General features: G+C 75.8%; 14 protein-coding genes. 6 read left to right on the top strand and 8 right to left on the bottom strand.

Annotated features, from left to right (window positions below; all coding sequences use genetic code 11):
• Positions 1-117 precede the first annotated feature (117 nt).
• The 5 genes from ACFY61_RS12075 to ACFY61_RS12055 all read left to right on the top strand — a co-directional run bounded on the left by ACFY61_RS12075 (position 118) and on the right by ACFY61_RS12055 (position 5,454).
• Complete coding sequence (locus ACFY61_RS12075) at positions 118-1,206, top strand: cation diffusion facilitator family transporter (RefSeq protein WP_389470316.1); 1,089 nt, start codon at positions 118-120, stop codon at positions 1,204-1,206.
• Between the two features lie 29 nt (positions 1,207-1,235).
• On the top strand, positions 1,236-1,712 hold the full coding sequence (locus ACFY61_RS12070; RefSeq protein ID WP_389470314.1) for an NUDIX domain-containing protein: 477 nt from the start codon (positions 1,236-1,238) through the stop codon (positions 1,710-1,712).
• 57 nt (positions 1,713-1,769) lie between these two features.
• Positions 1,770-3,029, top strand: coding sequence for a Tm-1-like ATP-binding domain-containing protein (locus ACFY61_RS12065; protein ID WP_389470311.1), 1,260 nt, complete (start codon positions 1,770-1,772; stop codon positions 3,027-3,029).
• A 92-nt stretch (positions 3,030-3,121) separates the two neighbouring features.
• The gene (locus ACFY61_RS12060) at positions 3,122-4,750 is read left to right on the top strand and encodes a serine/threonine-protein kinase (RefSeq protein ID WP_389470309.1); all 1,629 of its coding nucleotides are present in this window, start codon (positions 3,122-3,124) and stop codon (positions 4,748-4,750) included.
• Complete coding sequence (locus ACFY61_RS12055) at positions 4,747-5,454, top strand: hypothetical protein (RefSeq protein WP_389470306.1); 708 nt, start codon at positions 4,747-4,749, stop codon at positions 5,452-5,454. The genes ACFY61_RS12060 and ACFY61_RS12055 overlap by 4 nt, the downstream gene beginning before the upstream one ends.
• On the opposite strand, the gene ACFY61_RS12050 is transcribed toward ACFY61_RS12055, so the two are convergent.
• Together ACFY61_RS12050 and ACFY61_RS12045 are read right to left on the bottom strand one after the other, a co-directional pair.
• Complete coding sequence (locus ACFY61_RS12050) at positions 5,451-5,615, bottom strand: DUF6191 domain-containing protein (RefSeq protein WP_389470303.1); 165 nt, start codon at positions 5,613-5,615, stop codon at positions 5,451-5,453. The two genes, ACFY61_RS12055 and ACFY61_RS12050, sit on opposite strands and share 4 nt — an antisense overlap.
• Positions 5,616-5,919: 304 nt before the next feature.
• Positions 5,920-7,209: an ATP-binding protein gene (locus tag ACFY61_RS12045; protein ID WP_389470302.1), complete on the bottom strand. Its 1,290-nt coding sequence runs from the start codon at positions 7,207-7,209 to the stop codon at positions 5,920-5,922.
• Positions 7,210-7,384: 175 nt separating this feature from the next.
• Here ACFY61_RS12045 and ACFY61_RS12040 point away from each other — a divergent pair, with 175 nt between their 5' ends.
• Entirely contained in the window at positions 7,385-8,893 is a 1,509-nt protein-coding gene (locus ACFY61_RS12040) for a hypothetical protein (protein WP_389470299.1), read from the top strand.
• A 533-nt stretch (positions 8,894-9,426) separates the two neighbouring features.
• Here ACFY61_RS12040 and ACFY61_RS12035 read toward each other — a convergent pair.
• From ACFY61_RS12035 to ACFY61_RS12010, 6 genes are all read right to left on the bottom strand, one after another.
• Positions 9,427-9,903, bottom strand: a complete 477-nt coding sequence (locus ACFY61_RS12035) for an NUDIX domain-containing protein (protein ID WP_389470298.1) — start codon at positions 9,901-9,903, stop codon at positions 9,427-9,429.
• Complete coding sequence (gene lnt, locus ACFY61_RS12030; protein WP_389470295.1) at positions 9,900-11,591, bottom strand: apolipoprotein N-acyltransferase; 1,692 nt, start codon at positions 11,589-11,591, stop codon at positions 9,900-9,902. The genes ACFY61_RS12035 and lnt overlap by 4 nt, the downstream gene beginning before the upstream one ends.
• Positions 11,592-12,114: 523 nt before the next feature.
• Positions 12,115-12,630: a hypothetical protein gene (locus tag ACFY61_RS12025; RefSeq protein ID WP_389470292.1), complete on the bottom strand. Its 516-nt coding sequence runs from the start codon at positions 12,628-12,630 to the stop codon at positions 12,115-12,117.
• Between the two features lie 147 nt (positions 12,631-12,777).
• A complete protein-coding gene (locus ACFY61_RS12020; RefSeq protein ID WP_389470290.1) occupies positions 12,778-13,929 on the bottom strand; it encodes a YncE family protein in 1,152 nt (383 codons plus the stop codon).
• A 629-nt stretch (positions 13,930-14,558) separates the two neighbouring features.
• Entirely contained in the window at positions 14,559-15,356 is a 798-nt protein-coding gene (locus ACFY61_RS12015) for a glutamate racemase (RefSeq protein WP_389470287.1), read from the bottom strand.
• A 276-nt stretch (positions 15,357-15,632) separates the two neighbouring features.
• Complete coding sequence (locus tag ACFY61_RS12010) at positions 15,633-18,215, bottom strand: polynucleotide kinase-phosphatase (RefSeq protein WP_389470435.1); 2,583 nt, start codon at positions 18,213-18,215, stop codon at positions 15,633-15,635.
• Positions 18,216-18,220 lie beyond the last annotated feature (5 nt).

Here is an 18,220-nt window from a genome sequence, read left to right as displayed (position 1 = left end):
CACCGCAGGTCAGAGGGTCCTTAAGGGTAATGACAACGGTCCCCGTTGCAGCCTTTGCCGATATCCGAAAGGTGCGCTTCACTTCACGCGTCGGGAACCGAACAAACGGGGGAACCCATGGGTGCACACGATCACGCGCACGATCAGGCGCACGGCCACGGGCACGACCACGCGCCCGGGCAGGCGGTCCGCCACGCGGACGGACACGCGGACGGACACGGGGGCGGACACGCGGGGCACTCCCACGGCGTCAGCGCCGGTGCCGACCGCCGCTGGCTGGCCATCGCCCTGTCGCTGATCTGCGGGTTCATGGCCGTCGAGGTGGTCATCGGCATCGTGGCGCAGTCGCTGGCGCTGATCTCCGACGCCGCGCACATGCTGACCGACGCGGTCTCGATCGTGCTGGCCCTCATCGCCATGCGGCTGGCCGCCCGGCCGGCCCGGGGCGGGTTCACGTACGGGCTCAAGCGCGCGGAGATACTCTCCGCCCAGGCGAACGGGCTGACCCTGCTGCTGCTGGCGGTCTGGCTGGCGTACGAGGCGGTGCGGCGGCTGATCGACCCGCCGGAGGTCGAGGGCGGGCTGGTGCTGGTGACGGCGCTGGCGGGCATCGCGGTGAACATCGGCGCGGCCTGGTGCATCTCCAAGGCCAACCGGACCTCGCTCAACGTGGAGGGCGCCTACCAGCACATCCTCAACGACCTGTTCGCGTTCATCGGCACCGCGGTGGCCGGCCTGATCGTGGTCACCACCGGGTTCGTGCAGGCCGACGCCATCGCCACGCTGGTCGTGGTGGCGCTGATGGTGAAGGCCGGCTACGGCCTGGTCCACGAGTCGGGACGGATCTTCCTGGAAGCCGCGCCCGCCCACGTGGACCCCGACGCCGTCGGCGACCGGCTGGTCGCGCACCGCCAGGTCACCGAGGTCCACGACCTGCACATCTGGACGATCACCTCGGGTGAGGCGGCGCTGTCCGCGCACGTGCTCGTGGAGCCGGCCGGCGACTGCCACGCGGTGCGCCGCGAACTGGAACGGATGCTCGGCACCGAGTACGGCATCACCCACACCACCCTCCAGGTCGACCACGTCCAGGACGCGCTGCTCAGCGTCGGGCGGGCCGGTGAGCGGGCCGGCGACCAGTCCGGCGGTCGGCACTGCGCGGACCCGCACGGGCCGGTGCACCGCGAGGGCCCCCACCACCACTGAGACCGCCCCGCGCGGGGAAGGGTCGGTGCATGACGCAGAAGTACAGCGCCGGGCTGCTGCTGTTCCGCCGCACCGACGGTGACGGCGGGGCGGAGGTCCTGCTCGGCCACATGGGCGGTCCCTACTGGGAGCGGCGGCAGGCGGGCGCCTGGGCCATCCCCAAGGGCGAGTACGAGCCGTACGACGAGAACCCGCGCGACGCCGCCCGCCGGGAGTTCACCGAGGAGATCGGCCTGCCGCCGCCGGACGGGCCGTACCTCCCGCTGGGCGAGGTGCGGCAGGTGGGCGGCAAGCTGGTGACCGTCTGGGCGGTGGAGGCGGACCTGGATCCGGCGCTGATGGTGCCGGGGACCTTCACGATGGAGTGGCCGCACGGCTCGGGCCGGTACGAGGAGTTCCCCGAGCTGGACCGGGTGGCGTGGTTCAGCCCCGCCCGGGCCCGGGAGCTGATCGTCGCCTCCCAAGTCCCTTTCCTGGAGAGGCTGTCGGGGCTGCTGGCCGAATGATCCCGGATGGGTCCGGGCCCCGTTGCCAACCGTGCCGATCGCATGGACATTGCACGTATGACCAATGTCGTGCTGGTGGGAACCCTGGACACCAAGGGTGTGGAGTACGGCTGGCTGCGCGAACGGCTGTTGCGCGCCGGCGTCGACGTCGTACTGGTCGACACGGGGGTGATGGGCGAACCGAAGGTGCCCGCCGACGTCCCCCGCGAGGCGGTGGCCCGGGCGGCGGGGGCCGACCTGGAACGGCTGCGGGCGGACGGCGACCGGGGCGCCGCCGTCACCGCCATGGCGGCCGGCGCCGAGGCCACCGTCTTACGCCTGCACGCGGAGGGCCGGCTGCACGCGGTCCTCGCGATCGGCGGCAGCGGCGGCACCTCCATCGCGACCCGGGCCATGCGCGCGCTGCCGCTGGGCGTGCCGAAGCTGATGGTCTCGTCCATGGCCTCGGGGGACGTGGCCCGCTACGTCGGCTCCTGTGACATCACCATGATGTACAGCGTGGTGGACATCGCCGGGATCAACAGCGTCTCGGCGCCGGTGCTCGCCAACGCGGCCGACGCGGCCGCCGGCATGGCCAAGGGCTTCGCCCGGGGCTCCCGCGAGGTGCGTACGGACCGGCTGGGCGCGGGAGGGCGACCGCTGGTGGCCGCCAGCATGGCCGGGGTCACCACGGTGGGCGTGGACGCGGCCCGCGAGCGGCTCACCGAACTCGGGTACGAGGTACTCGTGTTCCACGTCAGCGGGACGGGCGGCCGCACCCTGGAGGCCCTGGCCGGGCAGGGCGTGTTCGCGGGGGTGCTCGACCTGACCCTGAGCGAGCTGGCGGACGAGCTCTGCGGCGGGATCCTCACCGCGGGCCCGGACCGGCTGAGCGCCGCCGGGCGGGCGGGCGTCCCCCAGGTGGTCAGCCTGGGGGCGCTGGACATGGTGAAGTTCGGGCCGCTGGACACCCTGCCCGAGCAGGCCCGCTACCGGCGGGTGCGGGTGCACAACCCGTCCATCACGGTGATCCGCACGACCGGGGAGGAGTGCGCGGAGCTGGGCCGGCTGGTCGCCGGGAAGCTGCGGGACGCCGCCGGCCCCACCGCCGTCTGCGTTCCGCTGCGCGGCCTGTCCACCCTGGGCGCGCCGGACGGCCCGTACCACGATCCGACCGCCGACGCGGCGCTGTTCGCGTCGCTGCGGGAGGGCCTGGCCGGCAGCGCCGCCCAGGTGTTCGAGTACGACACCCACATCAACGACCCGTCCTTCGGGCGGGCGGCCGCCGACCGGCTGCACGCCCTGATCGGAGCCGCGAAGGAGCGCGACGCGGCCTGAGTTCGCGGGGTTGGGAACCGGCCGTGGCGGAAACCGTGTCCATGGGGGTGGTCGGAGCACGGTGCCCGCGGAACACGGCAGGGGGTGGGCGGATGAACGCGTGGACGGTCCCCGGATACCGGGAGACGCGGGAGCTCGGCTCGGGCGGCAGCGGCCGCGTGGTACTCGCGGTGCACGAGGCGACCGGTACCCCGGTGGCGGTGAAGTACCTCAGCGCCCGTTTCCTGGCCGATCCGGCGTTCCTGTCCGAGTTCCGGGCGGAGGCCCGCCTGCTGGGCGGGCTCCGCTCCCCCTACGTGGTGGGCTTCTACGAGTACGTGGAGGCGCCCGGCGGCGCCGCCATCGTGATGGAGCTGGTCGACGGGGTGGCGCTGCGGGCCCTGCTCGGCCCGGACGGGCGCACCGAGCCGGAGGCCGCGCTGGCGCTGCTGAAGGGGTCGCTGCTCGGCTTGGCCGCCGCGCACCGGGCGGGGGTGGTGCACCGGGACTACAAGCCGGAGAACGTGCTGGTCGCGGCGGACGGTTCGTCGAAGCTGGTGGACTTCGGGATCGCCGCGGGCCGGGGCAGCACGCCGGGGGTCGCCGGGACCCCGGCGTACATGGCGCCCGAGCAGTGGCAGGGCGGCCCCGCCTCGCCGGCGGCCGACGTGTACGCGGCGACCGCGGTGTTCTTCGAGTGCCTGACCGGCCGCAAGCCGTACACCGGGCAGAACTTCGCCGAGCTGGCGCTCCAGCACGTCGAGGCGCCGGTACCGGACGCCGAGGCCCCGGAGCCGGTGCGTCCGCTGCTGCGGCGCGGCCTGGCGAAGCGGCCGGAGCAGCGGCCCGAGGACGCCGAGGCGTTCGTGGCCGAGCTGGAGGCGCTGGCCCGGGGTGCCTACGGGGACGACTGGGAGGAGCGCGGGCAGCGGAAGCTGGCCGCGCTGGCGGCACTGCTGCCGCTGCTGTTCCCGGCGGCGGCCGAACCGGCGGTGGGCACCACGGCGTTGGCGGACACCTCGCTGGGGTCGGGGTGGGCGCCCGGCCGGAGCGGGCTGTTCGCGGCGGGGGTGGCGCTGGTGGTGGGGGCGCTGCTGGTGCTGGCCACCCAGGCGTCCGGGAACGAGCCGGGCGGGGGTGCGGCGGTCAGCGCGTTCGCGACGACCGGCACCGGTGGCGGTGCGTCCCGGCCGGCTCCGGGACCGACGGCGAGCCGTCCCCCGACCGCTTCGCCGTCGGCCACGCCGTCGGCGTCCCCCTCCCCTTCCGCGTCGGCTCAGGCCTCGCCTTCGTGGTCCCCGTCCTGGTCGCCGTCCCCCTCCCCGTCGCCGTCCGTGACGGGCTGGGCGTCGCCGAGCCCCACGCCGACACGGGTCACCCCGACGGTCACGCCGCCGCCGACGACCACGGCGCCTCCTTCGCCGACCGTGCGGGTGTACGCGGTGGGCGCGCGGCTCAGCCGGGGTGAGGCGGCGCTGCGGGTGCAGGCGGCGGTGAGCGTCAAGGCCTCCGGCACGGGGCCGGTGAAGGTGACGGTGCAGTGGTTCACCGGCGACGGGACGGATCCCACGGTCCCCGACGGCACCGACACCCTCACCTACCAGGGCGCCGAACTGCCGCCGGTCAGCCACCCGGTGAGCCGGAGCACCTGCTCGGTGGCGGTGCGCGTGACCACCACACCGGCCGCGGAGAACGGCCCGGCCGGCGACACCTTCGTCCTGCCGCGGTGCGTGCCCTCGTGAACGGCCGTGACCCTCGCGACGAGGACGAGTACAGCGCGACGGTACTGGGCAGCCACTGGTTCAGCGGCCCCCCGGCGCCGACCCGGCGCGAGGAGACCCTGCGCGAGGACTTCCCCGGCGGACCGCACTCCCACGGGCCGACGGTGCCCGCCGACACCGGTCCCGCGCGGACCCTGCCGCTGCCCGCGGTCCTCCCGGACCGGGTCGAGGGGTCCGTGCTCCGGTTCGGGCCGGGGGTGACGGCGTACCACGCGCCGCCGTTCCCGGTGGCGGGCCCCGCCGTGGCGGAAGCGCGCCGGCCGGGGCGGGGGCGCGGGCTGCGCCGGTACGCGCTGGCCGCGGTCGTGCTGGCCGCCGTACTCGCCTACCTGGGCTGGTACCGGTTCGGTCCCGCCATGGAGGTGCGGGCGCTGGCGGTGGCCGCCGAACCGGGGGCGCCCGGCTGCGACTCGGCGGCGGCGGTCACGGCCGTGGTCACCACGGACGGCCGTCCCGGAACGCTCGTCTACCAGTGGGTGCGCAGCGACGGCACCAGCTCCGAACGCCTCTCCGAACGCGTCCCCCGCGGCCGTACCGAGGCCCGGCTGCGGCTCCTGTGGACGTTCACCGGCGAGGGCACCTACCCGGCCCGCGCCGAACTGCGCCTGCTGGAACCCCGGCCGCTCACGGACTCCGTGGCGTTCACCTACCGCTGCCGAGGCTAGAGCCGGACCACGACGGTGCCCGCGCCGAGGTCCACTCGGGTGCGCGGCGGGGCGCCGTCCTGCTCGTCGTCGCGCATGACCAGGGCGCTCTGCCGTTCCCGGGACGGTCGATGCCCCCGGCCCTCTCCTCCGGACCGTGCCCCGCCCGCAACGCGGGGCACGGTCCGGGAGACAGGGCCGGGGGCCGAACCGGGCCCCGGGCCTGGACCCGACCCGGCTCGGCCGGACGGCCGGGTTCCCCCGGGCCGGGACCGGCCGGACGGCCGGGTTCGGTCCGGCCGTACGGCCGAAGCGGCCGGCCCGGTCGCGCTGGTTGACTCGGGAACAGCCACGTCCCAGCCGGCGAACCACCCCAACCGGGGCGTGGCGCTCCGCGCGACCACCAGTCCGCGCGGAGGGCCCGCGGCGCTTTGGGGAGCGGCCGCGGGCCGTCCCCCGCTGGGGGCGGACGCGGGCGGCCCCGTCTCAGACCCGGGCGTGGGCCGTGATGTCCGCCGCGAACTCGCCGGTCATGGCGGGCGTCACGGTCGGCCGGCACTGGGACACCGCCGCCAGGTAGTCCGCCGTGGTCGCACCGGGGGCCACGGCGGAGCCGCCCCTCGTGCCGACCGCCTCCAGGTCCCGTTCGAAGGACACCTGGGCCGCGATCCGCGCCGCGTGCTCGATGTCCGCCGGGGTGAACAGCTCGGTGGCGTCCACCAGGGCGGTCACGTCCACGTCCGTACGGCCCGCCGTGTAGCGGGACCAGATCGCGGCCCGCGCCCCGCCGTCGGGCGTGCCGATCGGGATCAGGTAGTCGAAGCGGCCGGGCCGCAGGAACGCCGGGTCGAGCGAGCGGATGGAGTTCGTGGCGCACACCAGCAGTCGCTCACCGCCCTCCCTGAAACCGGGGATCAGCTTCAGCAGCTCGTTCGTCACCCCGTGGATCCCGCCCGGCCGGGCGGGTTCGGTGCGGACCGGGGCTATCTCCTCGACCTCGTCGATGAAGACCAGCACCCGTTCGAGCTCGGCGATCCGGGAGAACGCGGAGCGCAGTGCCGCCGCCAGGTTGCCCTCGTCGGCGAGCCGGGAGGGCAGCAGTTCCACGAACGGCCAGCCCAGCCGGGAGGCGATGGCCCGGGCGAAGGTGGTCTTGCCGGTGCCCGGCGGCCCGAACAGGGTGATCGCGCGCGGCGGCTGCACCCCGTGCTGGGCGGCCCGCTCGGGTTCGGCCAGCGGCAGCACCACCCGCCGTTCGATCAGGTCCTTCTCCGCTTCCATACCGGCGACCTTCGTCCACAGGTCGTTGGGCAGGAAGCGGCCGCCGAGGTCGTCGAGCAGGCCGGCCGCCGGTCCGTGCAGCGGTTCGCTCTTCTCGAAGTAGGCGACGGCCGGCTGCCGGGTGTATCCGGCGTTGAGCAGTCCCTCGCCGAGGAGGTCCTCCTCCGGCAGGACGTACGCGATCCGGCCGACGCGGGCGGCGATCAGCCGCCGCTCCAGCTCGACCAGGAGCGCGCTGGCCAGTCCGCGGCCGCGCCAACCGGAGGCGATGGCGATCCGCATCACCCAGGCCCGTTCGCCGGAGACGGTGGCCAGGGCCGCGCCGATCGGGACGCCCTGGTGGACGGCGACCACGGCCGGCTGCCGGTCGGTGAGGGCGCTGATGCACTCGGCGAGCGAGAAGACGGACTCCTGGCCCAGCTCGGCCGTCGTGTCGATCAGGTGGACGACGGCCGCGAGATCGCTCTCGCGGTAGTCGTGGATGAGCCAGTTCACCGGGTACCGCCCCTCGTCGTGTCGTACGAGCCGCTCCTGGGGCGAGGCTAGGTGCGGCCGGGCGCCGCGATCACGCGCCGCGGTGCACAACAGGGGTCCGGAACCCCTCCGTGGCGTCCATAGACTGGTCGCTTCCGCCCGCCCAGACCGCCGCCGCGCCGAGGACCCACGTTTCATGACTTCCGACATATCCCGCCCGCACTTTCCCCTGCCGGCGCGGGCGGTGTGGCTCGTCCCGGTCCTGTGGACGCTGGCGCTCGGCCTGTGGGGGCTGTCCCGGCAGGACAGCGTGTGGCGGGACGAGGCGGCGACCTGGCAGGTCGCGGGCCGGTCGGTGGCCGACATAGGGCGGATGCTGGGGAACGTGGACGCCGTGCACGGCCTGTACTACCTGCTGATGCACGGGGTCTTCGAGGTGTTCGGTGCGAGCACGGCCAGCCTGCGGCTGCCGTCGGTGCTGGGCGTGGCGGTGGCCGCGGGCTGCGTGGCGGTGATCGGACGGCGGCTGGCCGGGCCGTGGGCCGGGCTGGGCGGGGGGCTGGCCCTCGGGCTGCTGCCGGCCGTGCAGTTCCACCTCCAGGAAGGCCGCCCGTACGCGCTGGTCGCGGCGGGGGCGGGGCTGTCGACGCTGCTGCTGGTGGGGGCGCTGCCGGGCGGCCGGCCGGGGTGGCTGCGCGGGGGGTGGCCGCGCTGGGGGTGGCTGCGCCGGGGGTGGCCGCGCTGGGCGGCGTACGGGGGGCTGGTGCTCGTGTGCGCGCTGCTGAACTGGCTGTCGCTGCTGCTCCTGCCCGCCCACGCGGCCACGCTGTGGTGGGTGCGGGCCGGACGGGCGGTGTGGACCCGGTGGGCGGCGGCCTCGGCGGCCGCGGTGGCGGGGGCGCTGCCGCTGGTGCTGTTCAGCCGCGGCCAGTCCGACCAGGTGTCGTGGATACCGCCGCTGACCTGGCACATGCTCATCGGCCCGGCGGTGCTGCTGGCGATCGGCGGGGTGGGGGCTCTGCTGGACCGTCCGCGCGGGCGGCGGCCGTCGGTGGCGGCGGTCGGGCTGCCGCTGCTGGCGGTGCCGCAGCTGGCGCTGGTGGGGCTGTCGCTGGTGCAGCCGCTGTTCCTGGACCGGTACGTGCTGTTCAGCCTGCTGGGGCTGGCACTGCTGATCGGGGCGGCCCTGGGGGCGGGCGTCCGGGAACTGGCGCGGCGGCCGCGGACGGCCCGGGCGGCCGGGCTGCTGGTGCCGGTCGTGGTGGCGGCGGCGGTGCTGGCGCTGCTCCCGGTGGAACTGGGCAAGCGTGCGCCGTCCAGCCGGGTGGACGACGTGCTGGCGGTGTCCCGGGAGGTGGCCCGGCTGAAGCGGGCCGGGGACGCGGTGGTTTTCGTCCCGGCCGCCCGCCGGGACACCGCGCTGGTCTCCCCCGGGAGGTTCGCGGGGCTGGACGACGTGGCGCTGGCCCGGACACCGGTCGACTCGGCGACCCTCAAGGGCGAGGAGGCCGACCCGGCCCGGATCCGCGCGGCGATGCTGGGGCAGCGGCGGATACTGCTGGTGACGGACGCGGCGCGGGTGGCGAAACCGGCGTCGGCGGAACGGGACCGCACGAAGCTGGCGGTACTGCGGGAGCGGTTCACGCCGGTGGTGGACGAGCAGGTCCGGGGACGCCGCGTGACGGTATGGGAGCGACGCGCCTGAGACGGGCGCCGGCCGGGGCCGCGGCCGGCGCGTCGGTCAGACACGGCCCCGGCTCCGCGCCGCGGCGCGGCGCATCCAGCCCCGTCGGCGCTCGAGACGCGGGGCGCGGGGCAGCACCCCAAGAGCCCGGGCGAAGCCCCGGCCCGGCCCGCTCAAACGCCGCTCGGGCTTGATACGCCGCCCGGACCAGGTCGCGGGGCAGCGCCCCCGCCCAGCCAATCCACCAACGCCGGCACACCCAGCCCCGCCGCCTCATGCAGCCCGGCCGGCACATCAAGCCTCGCCGGCGATTGAGGCGCGGGGTGGGGGGCAGCGCCCCACGTGCCCGGGCGGAGCCCCGACCGGTCCCGCTCAAACGCCGCTCGGGCTTGATACCCCGCCCGGACCCGGCCGCGCGGGCAACGCCTGCCCGGACACCGCCAGGGGTTGCGCGGCCCGCCGGGCCGATCCAGCCCCGCCGGCGATTGAGGCGCGGGGTGTGGGGCAGCGCCCCACGTGCCCGGGCGGAGCCGCCGCTACGGCGACGCGCCGCGTCAGAGGCCGGCCGGGGCGAACCAGGTGGGGCCGGCCCCGCGGGCCAGCTCGATCCGGCGCAGGGCGAACGGCTCCAGCGGCGGCAGCGCATCCGCCGCGAACCAGCCCACTTCCAGGGACTCGGCGTCGTTGACGCGGGCCTCGCCGCCAGTGGCGCGGCAGCGGAAGGTGGTGTCGAGGAACTGGCAGACGTCCCCGTTCGGGTAGGTGACCGGTTCCAGCATCTCGACGAGGACCACGCGTTCGGCGACGCAGCGGACGGCCGTCTCCTCCTCGACCTCGCGGACCGCGGTCAACGCGGGCTGCTCCCCCGGTTCGACGATCCCGCCGACGACCGACCAGCGGCCGGTGTCGGCGCGGCGGCCGAGGAGGACGCGACCGTGCTCGTCGAAGACGATGGCGGTCACGCCGGGCAGCAGGAGCCGCTGGGTGCCGATGGAACGGCGGAGCTCACGGATGTACTGCGGAGTGCTCATCGGGCTTCCACGCCCGCGCCCGCGCCCGCCACCTCCGCGCCCGCGTCCGTGGAGCCGGACCGCGCACGGACCCGCCGGGCGGCTGCGGCCCAGCCGAGGCCGCCGGCCGCGACGGCGAGCAGGACGTACTCGACGAGCGGGCCGAAGCGGGTGGCGGGGGTCTCGCCGGTCCGCAGCGGGATCCGCGCGACCAGGGCGTCGGGGGTGAACATGCGGGTCTGCTGGACCACGGTCCCGTCGGGCTCGATCACGGCGCTGACGCCGCTCGTGACGGGGACCAGGACGGTGCGGCTGTGCTCGACGGCCCGCACCCGGTCCATGGCGAGCTGCTGGTAGGTCATGTTGCTGCGGCCGAAGGTGGCGTTGTTGCTGGGGACGGCGATGACCTGGGCGCCGGCCCGGACGGTGGAGCGGACCGCGTCGTCGAAGGCGGCTTCGAAGCAGGTGACCATGCCGACGCGGCTTCCGGCCATGTCGAAGACGCCGGGGTCCTTCCCCGGGCCGAAGTCGCGGCGGACCCGGTCCACGTCGGAACTGAACAGGCGGACGAAGGACCGCATCGGGATGCGCTCGCCGAAGGGCTGGATCTTCCGCTTGTCGTAGGTGGTGGTGGGGCCCTTGACCGGGTCCCAGAGGATCATGGTGTTGCGGAGGGTGGGGCGGTCCTCCGGCGCCAGGACGGACCCGATGGCGACGGGCACGCCGATCGCCTTCACCGCCTGGTCGATGACGCGGTAGGCGTCGGGCTCGGCGAACGGGTCGAGGTCGGAGGAGTTCTCCGGCCAGACCACGAAGTCGGGAGCGGGCACCTTGCCGGCCTTGACGTCCTCGGCGAGCTGGACGGTGCGCCTGGCGTGGTTGTCCAGGACGGCGCGGCGCTGGGCGTTGAAGTCGAGGCCGAGGCGCGGGACGTTGCCCTGGACGACGGCGGCGGTGGCGGTGCCGGCCTGCGCGCCGTCGGAGACGAGGGGCCGGGCGGCCAGTGCGGCGGCGAGCGGGGCGGCCACCGTCAGGGCGGCGACGGCTGCGGCGGTGCGGCGGGGCTGACGGCGGGCGGCGACGGCTGCGGCGGTGCGGCGGGGCTGACGGCGGGCGGCGAGCAGGGTGGCGTACAAGCCGAACCCGGACAGGGCGACGGCGAAGGACAGCAGCGGGGTTCCGCCGACGGCGGCGAGCGGCAGGAACAAGCCGTCGGCCTGACCGTAGGCGAGCTTGCCCCAGGGGAACCCGCCGAACGGGAACCGGGCGCGCAGGGCCTCGCCGGCGGTCCACACGGCGGCGGCCCACAGCGGCCAGGCGGGGAGCCGGGAGACCACCGCGATGCCGAGGCCGGTGAGGGCGACGAACAGGGCCTCGACGGCGGCCAGCGCCAGCCACGGGACGGGGCCGACCTCCTCGCCGGTCCAGGACAGCAGGGGCAGCAGGTAGCCAAGCCCGGCGAGCAGGCCGAGTCCGAAGCCGGCCCGGGCGCGCCGGCCGTGGAGGCAGGCGGCCAGCAGGGCGAGGGCGATCGGTGCGAGCCACCACAGGGTGCGGGGCGGGAAGCCGGCGTAGAGCAGCACGCCGGAGGCCACCGCTCCGGCGGACCGGGCCACCAGGGCCGGCCGGCTGGCGCGCGGGCGCGGGACGGGCCCGGCGGGGCGGGACGGGGGCTCGTGACCGACCACGGGCGTGGTGCTGCTGCTCATCTGGCGGAGTGTACGTCCCCGGGCTGTGCCCCACTAAGCCACGGCCTGCGGGCCAGGCAGGCGCCGCGCCCAGCGCCGTTCGAGCGGGCCCGGACGAAGCCCCCGCAGCGCGCGGCGGAGCCGGGCCGCACCATCCAGCCCGAGCGGCGCTTGAGCGGGCGCGGGGGAAGCCCCCGCAGCACCTGACGGAGCCGGGCCGCACACCCAGCCCGAGCGGCGCTTGAGCGGGCACCGGCGCAGCCAAGGCCGCGCAGCCAACGCTCCGCCCGGGCACGCGGGGCTCCGCCCCGCACCCCGCTCCTCAAACGCCGGAGGGGCTGGATATGCCCACCCGGCACCTGCCCGCACGACCACACCTCGCCGAGCCACTCCAGCCCGAGCAGAGCCCGCAGCACCTGGCGGAGCCGGGCCGCAGCATCAAGCCCGAGCGGCGCTTGAGCGGGCCCCGGCGCAGCCGGAGCCGCGCGGGCGGGCAGGGCCCCGTCCGTGGCGGGCCGTGCGGCGGCCGAGTCGGGCGGCGGCGCTAGCGGGCGAGGGCGCGGAGGTGGGCGCGGATGACCCGGACGGCGTTCTCCGCGTCGTCCACCGTCACGGTGAACAGCCTGCCGTCGTCCAGCGTCAGCTCGAGCCCCTCGCCGCGGCGGACGACGACGGCGGTGCCCTTCTCGGGCCGCCAGCGCATTCCCCACCCGCCCCAGGTGTGGGGGGTGACGTCGGGCCGGTACTCGGCGGAGGTTATCTCGGAGAGCTTGATCCGGCGGCGCGGCAGGCCGACGTGGCCGCAGCGGACCTCCAGTACCTCGGCGTCGACGGTGACCTGCACCTGGACGAAGGCGAGGGTGCCGTAGAGGATCAGCAGCCCGGCCGCGAGACAGCCGACGACCGACATGACCAGGGCGACGGTCCCGGCGGTCCGGTTGGGGCCGACGGCGAGGTGGACGCCTAGGACGATGCAGGCGACGCCGGCCGCCGCGAACAGCCACTGCATGCGGTTGGAGGCACGTCCGGCCCAGAGCGGACCCGGTGGGTGACCCGTCATGTTTCGCAGCGTACTCAGCTTCCGCACGCGCGCCACCGCCCCTCGGCGCCGGTGCCCGGCCCGGGTTCGTCGCCGGCCCCGAGTACCGCGGCGCCAGGGGTCCGGTGGGGGCACGGCGGGCCGCGGGGGCGGTGTGGGCCGCCCGGGTCAGAGGACGGCGATGCCGAGGGGGCGGGATCCGGCGGGGAGGCGGCGGGTGTCGCCGGTGGCGAGGTCGACGACGGTCAGGCCGTTCCAGTAGCCGTCGCGGGTGTGGCCACCGGTGACGTACGCGGTGCGCCCGTCCGCGGATACGGCGACGTCCTCGTGCGGCCCGTCCAGCGGGTACAGCCGCTCGCCGCCGTCAGGGGCGCGCAGGGTGAGGGAGGGCCCGTCACCCTCCAGGACGGCGCCGGTACCGACGACCAGCAGGCCGCCGTCGGGGGTGAGGGCCACTCCGTGCTGGTGGGTGTCGGCGGTCATCGGCTCGATGGTGGTGCGGCCGGTGGCGGGGTCGACCACGGCGAGGCGTTCCCCTTCGAACGGCAGCAGCAGCCGGCCGTCGGAGGGGCGTACGACGGCGTAGTGCGGCTTCAGCCAGGAGCCCGGTCCGCCTTCGGTGCCGTAGGGGGCGACCTCGACTCGGCGGGCGGCTCCGGTGGCGGCGGTGACGACGGTGACGTCGAAGGAGTCGTGGTTGGTGACGTAGACCTCGCGGCCGTCCCGGGCCACGTCCACGTCGAAGGGCCGGCGGCCCACCGGCACGGTGCCGGTGACGCGGCGGGCGGCGGTGTCCACGACCTCCAGGACGCCGGGGCCGTCCGGTACGTTCACCCCGACGTAGGCGCGGGTCCCGTCGGGGGACAGTGCCATGCCCATGCCGCCGCCGCGGTACTCGCCCGTGGTCACGGGGCCGGTGGCGGTCCGGTACGGGATCCGGGCGACCCGTTCCCGGGTGCGGGTGTCCACGACGGCGACGCCCTCGGCCGTGGCGACCCAGGCGAGTCCGTCCGCGCCGACGGCCAGCCCGTACGGTGCGGTGCCGACCCGGACCGTGCCGACGGCGCCGCGGCGCGGGTCCACGAAGGTGACGGTGTCGGCGCCGAAGTCGGCGACCAGCAGGGTGCCGGCCGGCGTGCGCGAGCCGCCGGGCAGCGGTGTACCGGAGGGCGCCGGTGCCGCCGTGCCGGCCGTGGGCTCCGCGGCTCCGGTGGCGCAGCCGCCGAGGACCAGAACGGCGGCGGCCGCGGCGACGGCGGCCGCGCCACGAGGACGGCGGGGGTTCCGGTGGCGGCGGCGGTGGCGGTTCGGCGTGGTCATGGCTCCATCCTGGTCCGGCGGCGACGGCCCCCGGGCGGCCCGCCGGCCGACTCCGGTGTCATCCGATCGGCGGATGCGCCCCGCCCGGCCGCCGGGCAGCGGTGACGAAGCGGTGCAGGTTCCGCGAGGGTGCGACCCGCTGGGCGCGCGCTGCGCCGCCGTTCGGCGTCGTACGCGGCGCCGGCCACGGGCGGACCGGCCCGCGGGTGGCGCGCGACCGGGCGGGCGGGGCCTCGGCGTCGAGGACGGGAGTACGAGCCCTCTGGCCGGGATCGGGCGTCACGGCGTGGGCGGCGTCGCCGACCCGTGCGACCCGGGGTGCGCGGCCGAAGGAGCGCAGGGCGGGGAGAAGGTGGCACGCACGTCTCGTACCGGATCCAGCCGGGCCTCGCCGGGTCGGTTCCGGTGAGGATCCGGGGGCGGGGTCGTGCCGGCCTCGGTGGAACCCCGGCAGGTCTTCGGGCCGCGCGGCCTCGGGAACGGTGGCGTACCGGTTGCTGCGGCCAGGGGCGGGTCCTTGTCAGTCGACGGAGTGTTAAGACGAGACGTCCCGTCTCGATCACGGACCCAAAGACAGACGACCCCGCGCTCCAGCGCAAGACGGTCCGTCTCGTCTACTTCCGCAGGGTTCAGCCGGCGACCGGCGCGTACTCCCCCGCCGCCAGCAGGCGCCCCTCGGCATAGGTCAGCGCGGCTTCCGGCAGCCGCCCGGGGCGTCCGCTGGACAGGACCGTCAGGCGGCCGGTGGCCGGGAGCTCGGGCGCTGGTTCCGCACCCGCGCGGCGAAGGGCCTGCAGGGCGACGGGGCGGGCGGAGCCGTGGAAGGTCAGCCGGGTGCCGCCGGTACGTTCGGCGAGGGCGGCCCGGATCGCCTCCTCCACCAGCTCGTAGTGGGTGCAGCCCAGTACGACGTCGGTGACGTCGGCCGGAGTGAGCGCCGCGGCGGCCGCCACGGTCCGCGCGACCGCCTCCGCGTCCGCCCGTTCCACGGCGTCGGCGAGGCCGGGACACGGCACCTCGGTGACCCGGGCGCCGGTGGCGAAGTCACGGATGAGGCCGTGCTGGTAGGGGCTGCCGGTGGTGGCCGGGGTGGCCCAGATGGCCACCCGGCCGCCGCCCGCGGCGGCCGGCTTGATCGCGGGGACCGTACCGATGACCGGGATGGCCGGCTCCAGTGCGGCACGGAGCGCGGGCAGGGCGTGCACGCTGGCGGTGTTGCACGCGACGACCAGCGCGTCCGGCCGGTGCGCGGCGGCGGCCCGGGCCACGGAGAGGGCCCGCGCGGTCAGGTCCTCGGGGGTACGCGGGCCCCAGGGCATGCCGTCGGGGTCGGAGGACAGCACGAGGTCGGCGTCGGGCCGCAGCCTCCGCGTCATGGCTGCCGCCGCGAGGAGGCCGATTCCGGAGTCCATCAGGGCGATCTTCACCCGGTCACTTTAATCGACGGCCCCGCGCGACCCGCTCCCACCGGCCCGGCCCACGGCACGCCCCCACCCGAAAGCCGCCACCCGAAGCCGCCAGCCCGGTGCCGGCCCATCCCGCCCCCAGCCCCTCCGCCCGCACCCCCGCGCGCCGCGGCACAGGGCCGCGCACGGCCGCGCGCCACCGTGCACCGCCGCGCAGGGCCGCGGCCGGCCGCCGTAGGCCTCTGGCGTTCGTCATCACGCCGGGCCCGGCCCGGCGTGATGCGCCGACGCAACGGCCTAGAGCCGGGGGTCCACCGGCTCGGACTCCAGGGCGAGCACCGCGAACACCGTCTCGTGCACCCGCCACAGCGGCTCGCCGGCGGCCAGCCGGTCCAGCCCCTCCAGCCCCAGCGCGTACTCCCGCAGCGCGAGCGACCGTTTGTGGCCGAGGAAGCGCTGCCGCAGCCGCTCCAGGTTCTCCGGGCGGGTGTACTCCGGACCGTAGATGATCCGCAGGTACTCCCGTCCGCGCACCTTGATCCCGGGCTGGACCAGGCGTCCGCCGGCGTCGCGCGCGTACGCCCGGAGCGGCTTGACGACCATGCCCTCGCCGCCCGCCTCCGTCAGCTCCAGCCACCAGTCGGTGCCCGCCCGCACGGAGTCGGCGTCGCCGGTGTCGACCACGATCCGCCCGGTGCGGCGGAGCAGTCCCGTGCCGGCCTCCGCGTCGGCCTCGACCAGCCGGTCCAGCCAGGCCAGCTGCCGGTCGTGGGGCACCGCCGCGAGGCTGCGCCCCTGGACCGCGAGCAGCTGGAACGGCGCGAACCGCACCCCGTCCAGCCCGTCGGTGGGCCAGCAGTAGCGGCGGTAGGCGTCGGTGAACGCCGCCGCGTCGGCCGCCCGGTCCCGCTGGCGGGCGAGCAGCCCGGCGGTGTCCACGCCGCGGGCCGCGGCCGCCTCCAGGGCGGCGAGCGCCGCCGGGAACACCGCGCCGGCGGCCGCGCCCACCGCCGCGTACTGGTTGCGCAGCAGGCCGGCCGACTTCAGCGACCAGGGCAGCAGCTCGCCGTCCAGCAGCAGCCAGTCCGTCTCGAACTCCTCCCACAGTCCGGCCGTGGAGACCGCGTCCCGGAGCCGGGCGAGGACCTCCTCGGTGATGCCCGGGTCGTCGAAGAACGGTCGCCCGGTGCGGGTGTACACGGAACCGGACGGCCCCCGCACCCCGAACCGCGCGGCAGCCGCCTCGGAGTCCTTGCAGAGCAGCACCACGGCCCGGGAGCCCATGTGCTTCTCCTCGCAGACCACCCGCTGGATGCCGTCCTTGCGGTACTGCGCGAACGCCTCGGCCGGGTGTTCCAGGTAGCCCTGTTCCCCGGACGTGCCGGTCGGGGCCATGGTCGGCGGCAGGTACGGCACCAGGCGCGGGTCGGCGGCGAACCGGCTCATGACCTCCAGGGCCGCGGCCGCGTTCTCCTCGCGCACGGCCACGTTCCCGAGGTGCCGGGTCTCGACGGTGCGCCGCCCGTGCACGTCGGCCAGGTCCAGCGGCCGGCCCTCGTGGCCGCCGGGCGCCTCGGTGGCCAGCGGCTTGACCGGCTCGTACCAGACCTTCTCCGCCGGCACGTCGACCAGCTCGCGCTCCGGCCAGCGCAGCGCGGTCATCCGCCCGCCGAACACCGCGCCGGTGTCGAGGCAGATGGTGTTGTTGATCCAGGAGGTGTTCGGGACCGGGGTGTGGCCGTAGACGACGGTGGCCTTGCCCCGGTACTCCTCCGCCCACGGGTACCGCACGGGCAGCCCGAACTCGTCGGTCTCCCCGGTGGTGTCGCCGTACAGCGCGTGCGAGCGGACCCGGCCCGAGGTGCGGCCGTGGTACTTCTCCGGGAGTCCGGCGTGGCAGACGACCAGCTTGCCGCCGTCCAGCAGGTAGTGGCTGACCAGCCCGTCGATGAATGCGCGGACCTCGGCGACGAACTCCTCGTCCTCCCGCTCCAGCTGCTCGACGGTCTCGGCGAGGCCGTGGGTGATCTGGACCTTGCGGCCCTTCAGGTAGCGGCCGAGCTTGTTCTCGTGGTTGCCGGGCACGCACAGCGCGTTGCCCGACGCGACCATGCCCATGACCCGGCGGAGCACGCCCGGGCTGTCCGGCCCGCGGTCCACGAGGTCGCCGACGAACACTGCGGTGCGGCCCTCGGGGTGCACGCCGTCCTCGTATCCGAGCTCGGCGAGCAGGGCCTCCAGCTCGGAGGAGCAGCCGTGGACGTCACCGACGATGTCGAACGGGCCGGTGAGGTGCCTCAGGTCGTTGAAGCGCTTCTCCCGCACCACCTCGGCGGCGTCGGCCTCCGCGACGCCGCGCAGCACGTGCACCTTGCGGAAGCCCTCGCGTTCCAGCCCGCGCAGTGAGCGGCGGAGCTCGCGGCGGTGCCGCTGGATGACGGCGCGGGGCAGCCCGGCCCGGTCGGGCCGGGCGGCGTTGCGGGCGGCGCAGACCTCCTCCGGCATGTCCAGGACGATGGCGATGGGCAGCACGTCGTGCGCGCGGGCGAGCTGGACCAGTTGCCGGCGGGCCTCCTGCTGGACGCTGGTGGCGTCGACGACGGTGAGCCGGCCGGCGGCCAGTCGCTTGCCGGCGATGTAGTGGAGGACGTCGAAGGCGTCCTTGCTGGCGCTCTGGTCGTTCTCGTCGTCGGCGACCAGGCCCCGGCAGTAGTCGGAGGACAGCACCTCGGTCGGTGCGAAGTGCTTGCGGGCGAAGGTGGACTTGCCCGATCCGGTGGCCCCGATCAGGACGACGAGGGACAGGTCGGTGACGGGGAGCACCCGCTTGTCCGTGCGGGCGCCGGGGTCGGTGGTGTCCACGGTGTCCATGGGGTTCATGGGGT

The sequence above is a fragment of the Streptomyces sp. NPDC012888 genome, assembly GCF_042900645.1.
Taxonomy (GTDB): Bacteria; Actinomycetota; Actinomycetes; order Streptomycetales; family Streptomycetaceae; genus Streptomyces.
Note: the sequence above shows the minus strand (reverse complement) of the source record. Positions and strands in the feature narration are given on the sequence as shown.

Excerpts from the sequence above, each read along its gene's own strand:
- ACFY61_RS12075 (WP_389470316.1), top strand. The coding sequence starts at position 118 with ATGGGTGCACACGATCACGCGCACGATCAGGCGCACGGCCACGGGCAC.
- ACFY61_RS12020 (WP_389470290.1), bottom strand. The coding sequence starts at position 13,929 with ATGACCACGCCGAACCGCCACCGCCGCCGCCACCGGAACCCCCGCCGT.
- ACFY61_RS12035 (WP_389470298.1), bottom strand. The coding sequence starts at position 9,903 with ATGAGCACTCCGCAGTACATCCGTGAGCTCCGCCGTTCCATCGGCACC.
- ACFY61_RS12040 (WP_389470299.1), top strand. The coding sequence starts at position 7,385 with ATGACTTCCGACATATCCCGCCCGCACTTTCCCCTGCCGGCGCGGGCG.
- lnt (WP_389470295.1), bottom strand. The coding sequence starts at position 11,591 with ATGAGCAGCAGCACCACGCCCGTGGTCGGTCACGAGCCCCCGTCCCGC.
- ACFY61_RS12065 (WP_389470311.1), top strand. The coding sequence starts at position 1,770 with ATGACCAATGTCGTGCTGGTGGGAACCCTGGACACCAAGGGTGTGGAG.
- ACFY61_RS12060 (WP_389470309.1), top strand. The coding sequence starts at position 3,122 with ATGAACGCGTGGACGGTCCCCGGATACCGGGAGACGCGGGAGCTCGGC.
- ACFY61_RS12070 (WP_389470314.1), top strand. The coding sequence starts at position 1,236 with ATGACGCAGAAGTACAGCGCCGGGCTGCTGCTGTTCCGCCGCACCGAC.
- ACFY61_RS12010 (WP_389470435.1), bottom strand. The coding sequence starts at position 18,215 with ATGAACCCCATGGACACCGTGGACACCACCGACCCCGGCGCCCGCACG.
- ACFY61_RS12025 (WP_389470292.1), bottom strand. The coding sequence starts at position 12,630 with ATGACGGGTCACCCACCGGGTCCGCTCTGGGCCGGACGTGCCTCCAAC.